The 5251-nt window shown below is 72.2% G+C and carries 6 protein-coding genes and 1 pseudogene; 5 read left to right on the top strand and 2 right to left on the bottom strand.

Features of this window, described 5'->3' with window-relative positions; genetic code table 11:
* Positions 1 to 266 (bottom strand): annotated as a pseudogene (locus ACYVE7_RS28530) (hypothetical protein); the annotation flags it as partial.
* Positions 263 to 1348, bottom strand: coding sequence for an ATP-grasp domain-containing protein (locus ACYVE7_RS28525; RefSeq protein ID WP_460368900.1), 1086 nt, complete (start codon positions 1346 to 1348; stop codon positions 263 to 265). The gene ACYVE7_RS28525 and the pseudogene ACYVE7_RS28530, both read right to left, overlap by 4 nt.
* Before the next feature lie 68 nt (positions 1349 to 1416).
* Here ACYVE7_RS28525 and ACYVE7_RS28520 point away from each other — a divergent pair, with 68 nt between their 5' ends.
* From ACYVE7_RS28520 to ACYVE7_RS28500, 5 genes are all read left to right on the top strand, one after another.
* Complete coding sequence (locus tag ACYVE7_RS28520; RefSeq protein ID WP_460368898.1) at positions 1417 to 2019, top strand: HD domain-containing protein; 603 nt, start codon at positions 1417 to 1419, stop codon at positions 2017 to 2019.
* A 46-nt stretch (positions 2020 to 2065) separates the two neighbouring features.
* Entirely contained in the window at positions 2066 to 3442 is a 1377-nt protein-coding gene (locus tag ACYVE7_RS28515) for a dipeptidase (protein WP_460368896.1), read from the top strand.
* Positions 3443 to 3448: 6 nt separating this feature from the next.
* Positions 3449 to 4345, top strand: a complete 897-nt coding sequence (gene nudC / locus ACYVE7_RS28510) for an NAD(+) diphosphatase (RefSeq protein ID WP_460368895.1) — start codon at positions 3449 to 3451, stop codon at positions 4343 to 4345.
* Between the two features lie 82 nt (positions 4346 to 4427).
* On the top strand, positions 4428 to 5018 hold the full coding sequence (locus ACYVE7_RS28505) for an RNA polymerase sigma factor (RefSeq protein WP_460368893.1): 591 nt from the start codon (positions 4428 to 4430) through the stop codon (positions 5016 to 5018).
* Positions 5015 to 5251 (top strand): hypothetical protein (locus ACYVE7_RS28500; RefSeq protein ID WP_460368891.1); only part of this gene is annotated, 237 nt, incomplete at its 3' end. The genes ACYVE7_RS28505 and ACYVE7_RS28500, both read left to right, overlap by 4 nt.

Here is a 5251-nt window from a genome sequence, read left to right as displayed (position 1 = left end):
GGGCGGACGGGCGGCAGCGGCAGCGACTCCACGAGCTGGGCGGCCCGGCATTCGGCCTCGAGCGCGGCGACGTCGTCATCGTCGGCGGCGGCGGCGCGCACCACGTCCAGGACGTCGCTCAGCGGCAGCGGCCCGGCCACCCTGAGGTCGGACTGGAAGCCGTCGGGTTCGGTCGGCAACGGCAGCAGATGCAGGTCGGCGTAGTGTTCGCGGACCAGCGCCGACAGGACGGGCGCGCCCAGCGGATCCTCGGCCGGACCGTTCACGCGCCGAGTTCCCAGGTGTGCGCGGTGCGGAACGCGCGGAGCGCCGCGTCGACGGCCGTGCGGGTGGGGCCGAGCGCCGTCAGGGTGCCGAGATAGTCCCGGTTGGTGTGGGTTCTGGTGATCCGGTCGCCGACCGCGCGCATCGGCCGGTAGGTGAGGCGGACCCCATCGTGGACGGTCTCGGTGGGGAGCGGCGCGGCGGTCAGGATGCCGGAGCGGTCGGCGACGACGGAGTCGACCGTCGCCTCGCCGCGCGGTGCGGGGACGAACACCGGGGGATCGCCGAGATGGGTGCGCAGGATGTCGGCGAACAGGTCGCGGCCGAGCAGGTCGGCGAGCAGGAAGTCGCAGTGGTCGCCGATCACCCGGTAGTTGACCTCGACGATCCTGGCGCGGCCCTCGCCGACGACGAACTCGGTGTGGCAGGCCCCGAACCCCACCCCCAGCTCCGTGAGCTGCGCCAGGACCTGCGTGGTCTCGGGCGGTGGCGGCGCCCAGTCCAGGCGCTCCTCGATGAAGTGCGGTTCGGGGGAGAGCGTGGTGCGGAACGAGCCGAGCACCTGGCCGTTCAGGGTCTCCACGGTGTACAGCGCGCCGCGCAGGTACTCCTCGGCGACCATCGGCCGTTCCGGGACGGGCAGGGCGGCCAGTTCGGCGGCGTTCGCGACCAGGCGGACGTCCTCGCTGGCGACTCCTTCGCGGGGCTTGACCACGAGCGGGAACGGGGCGTCGGCGGGCGGCGGCCAGTCCCAGGCGCGGACGTCACCGAGGCGGCGGCGGGTCAGGGCCTTGTTCTTGCAGCACAGCGCGGCCTTCCAGTCCTTGCCCGGCAGGTCGTGGAAGTCGGCGGCGAGCGCGGTGGCGGCCTGGAGGTGGTCGCTGTTGGTGAAGTAGGCGTCGGGCCGCCCCACCTGGATGATCTCCCGGTAGTCGGTGACGTCGCAGCCGACGACCTGGCGGCCCGGGTAGTCGGCGGGACGGTCGGTGAGCAGGACGACGTCGAGCCCGAGCCGGGCGGCGGCGGGCAGGAAGCCGTACAGGACCGAGTCGGTGACCTTGCCTGTCACCAGATGAAGCCGCACCCAACCCCCTTAGGTAAGCCTTCCCTAACCTTAGCGAGAGTGTCGGCGGGCCGTGGGATATTGGCCCGATGGATCTCGTGGAGCGGTGGAGCGTCCTCGTGGGCGAACAGGCCCGGCGGCTCGGCGAGGACCTTCTCGCACGGTACGCCGAACCCCACCGCAGGTACCACACGATCGTCCATCTGGAAGCGGTCCTCGACCTCGTCGACGAGCTCGCCGCCGACGCCGCCGACCCCGACGTCGTCCGGCTCGCGGCCTGGTTCCACGACGCCGTCTACGACCCCGAACGCGACGACAACGAGGAGCGCAGCGCCCGCCTCGCCGAACGGATGCTCGCCGACACCGATCTGGAGCCCGAACGGGCGGCGCGCGTGGCCGCCCTGGTCAGGATGACCAAGACCCATGATCCGTCCGACCCCGACGGACGGGTCCTCTGCGACGCCGACCTGGCGATCCTCGCCGCCGAACCGGAACCGTACGCGGCGTATGTCGCGGCCGTCCGGGCGGAGTACCACTTCGTCCCCGACGAGTACTTCCGGGCCGGCCGCGCCGCCGTCCTCGACCAGCTCCTCGCCCTGCCCGTCCTGTTCCACTCCCCGATCGCCCGCGCCCGCTTCGACGCCGCCGCCCGCGCCAACCTGACCCGCGAACTGGCTGCTTTGCGCGGCTGATCATGATCTAGCCTGGATGGGAGGGGCCGTAGCTGAAGGAGCGTCAATGGGGATTTCGGAGTTCGTCGCGGGCCAGCGGGAGCCTTTTCTCGCGGATCTGATCGAGTGGTTGCGGATTCCGTCGGTTTCCGGGGATCCGAAGCACGTCGGGGACGTGCGCCGGTCGGCGGAGTGGCTGGCCGGGCATCTGCGGGGGATCGGGTTCCCGGTCGTGGAGATCCTGGAGACCGAGGGGCTGCCCGCCGTGTACGCCGAATGGCCCGTGCCGGACGCGCCCGTCGTGCTCGTCTACGGCCACCACGACGTGCAGCCGGGGGAGCCGTTCGAGGAGTGGGAGACCAGCCCGTTCGAGCCGGTGATCCAGGGGGACCGCCTGATCGGCCGGGGGACCTCCGACGACAAGGGCCAGATCTTCATGCACACGCTCGGGCTGCGCGCCAACCTCGCCGCCCGCGGCGCGGACGCTCCGCCCGTCCACCTGAAGTTCCTGTTCGAGGGCGAGGAGGAGTCCGGGTCGATCCACTTCCCCGCCCTGCTGGAGACCCACCGCGAGAAGTTCGCCTGCGACCTCATGGTGATCAGCGACACCACGATGTGGGCGGCCGACACCCCGTCGATGTGCACCGGGATGCGGGGGCTCGCCGAATGCGAGATCTCCTTCCACGGGCCGTCGCGCGACCTGCACTCCGGTTCGTTCGGCGGAGCGGTCCCCAACCCGCTGACGGCGCTGGCACGGCTCGTCGCGGCGCTCCACGACGACGACGGGCGCGTCCGGCTCCCGGGGTTCTATGACGATCTGATCGAGCTCACCGACGAGGAGCGCGCCCTGTTCGCGAAGCTCCCGTTCGACGAGCCCGCCTGGCTGGAGACCGCCGGGCACAGCGGCGCGGCCGTCGGCGAGACCGGCTACACGACCCTGGAGCGGGTCTGGGCGCGGCCGACCGCCGAGGTCAACGGGATGTGGGGCGGGCACACCGGCCCCGGCGGCAAGACGATCATCCCGAAGTCCGCGCACGCCAAGATCTCCTTCCGGCTGGTCGCCGGGCAGGACCCGGCGAAGGTCGCCGCGTCGATCCGCGCGTTCGTCGCCGACCACACCCCGGCCGGGATCCGCGCCACCGTCGAGATCCCCTCGGCGGGGGTCCGCGCCTGCCGCTCGGCGATCGACTCGCCCGGCGTGCTCGCCGCCCGCCGCGCCATGGAGCGGGCGTTCGGCACCGAAGTGCTCTTCACCAAGGAAGGCGGCAGCGGCCCCGAAGCCGACCTCGCCGACATCCTCGGCGCCCCCCTGGTCTTCCTCGCGGTCGGCCTGAACGACGACCGGATCCACGCCCCGAACGAGAAGGTCGAGATCCCGCTCCTGCTGAAGGGCGCCGAAGCCGTCGCCCATCTCTGGAACGAACTCGCACTTGAGGAGAGGTAACCCCCGATGACGCTGGGTTGGCTGGCTCTGGCACGCGGCACCTTCGACCGGGTCGCCGAACGCAGACGCGACACCGACTGGGTGGCCGCCGCGTGGGCGGGCTCGCGGGTGCTGGTGGTCGACGAGCGGGGCCGGGTCCCCGTCCGGCTCACCGACGGGGCGGAGCTGGCGTTCGTCCCGTCCCGTGAGGCGCCGAAGGGCGACAGGTTCCTGCTGGGCGTCGACGAGGACAGGATCGCCTACTTCGCCGTCCCGGCGGAGCTGCCGGTGCTGCCCGGCGCGGAACCGGCCGATCTGCGACGGGTCGGGGCGCTGCTCGGCGATCTCGACTCGGCGCTGATGACCCAGGCGACGGCCCTGGTGTTCTGGCACGCCACCCACCGGTTCTGCCCGCGCTGCGGCGGACCCACGAAGATCGTCGCGGCGGGGCACGTGCGGACCTGCCCGAGCGACGGGGCCGAGCAGTACCCGCGGCTCGACCCGGCCGTGATCATGCTGGTGGAGGACTCCGACGAGCGCGTCCTGCTGGCGCGCGGGACGGGCTGGCCGGAGTCGCGGGCGTCGGTGCTGGCCGGGTTCGTCGAACCGGGCGAGTCGCTGGAGCAGGCCGTCGCGCGGGAGGTCGTCGAGGAGGTCGGGGTGGTCGTCGACGACATCCGCTACCTCGGCAGCCAGCCGTGGCCGCTGCCCCAGTCGCTGATGCTCGGCTTCGTCTGCCGCACCGCCGACCCCACCCTGAAACTCGACCCCGCCGAGATCGCCGAGGCCCGCTGGTACACCCGTGACGAGCTGAAGGCGGCGACCCTGTCCGGCGAGCTCCTCGTCCCCGGCAAGGTCTCCATCGCCCGCCAGCTCCTCGAGTACTGGTACGGGGGCGAACTCCCCGGAAGCTGGGGTCTGTGACATAGTTCACATGCAACCCAGGTGACGCATCCCTCCCGAAGGGCGCTTACGCACTGAAGAACCCTCTCCCCGGAACAGGCCCTTGGACGATCTCGAAGACGAGCTGGTGGAGCACGTGCTCGGCGCCCAGCAGGGCGACGAGTCCGCCTTCTCCGAGCTCTATCTCCGCACCCAGCCGCGGGTCCTGCGGTACCTGCGGCTGCTCGTCGGCGACGACGCCGAGGACGTCGCGTCCGAGGTGTGGCTCCAGGTCGCCAGGGATCTGCCGGGCTTCCGCGGCGACGGTCCCGGCTTCCGCGGCTGGACCGCGACCATCGCCCGCAACCGCGCCATGGACCACCACCGCAGGGTGCGGCGCAGGCCGTCCGTGCCGGTCGAGATCGACCGGCTGGTCGAACTGGTCGGCGTCGAGGACTCCCTGGAGTCGATCCACGCGATCGACGCCGCGATCCGGCTCATCGGGCTGCTGCCGCGCGACCAGGCCGAGGCCGTCCTGCTCCGGGTGGTGCTCGACCTGGACGCCGAGAGCACGGCCCGCGTCCTGGGGAAACGGCCGGGCGCGGTGCGCATGGCGACCTCCCGCGGGCTCCGCAGGCTCGCCAAGATCCTGGAGAGTTCCGAGGACCGCCCGGTGACACGGGTGGCCGCGGGAACGCTTGAGGACACGTCATGACACATCCCACGGACTCCTGTGAAGTCCCACCCCGCGTCGCCGGGCTGCTCGCCGTGCTGTCCACACCCGCCCTCCCGCCCGAGCTGGCAGGCCGGGAGCGGGCGCTGTCGGCGTTCGGCGGTGTGTACCGGCCCGAGGCGACGGCCCCCGACACGCTCGTCGCGACGGGGCCGCGGCGACGCCGGTTCAAGCATCCGATCCTAGTGGGGCTGGCCGCCGCGACCGTCCTGGGC

Source organism: Actinocorallia lasiicapitis, from assembly GCF_054778695.1.
This window is presented reverse-complemented; position numbering and strand designations above follow the sequence as displayed.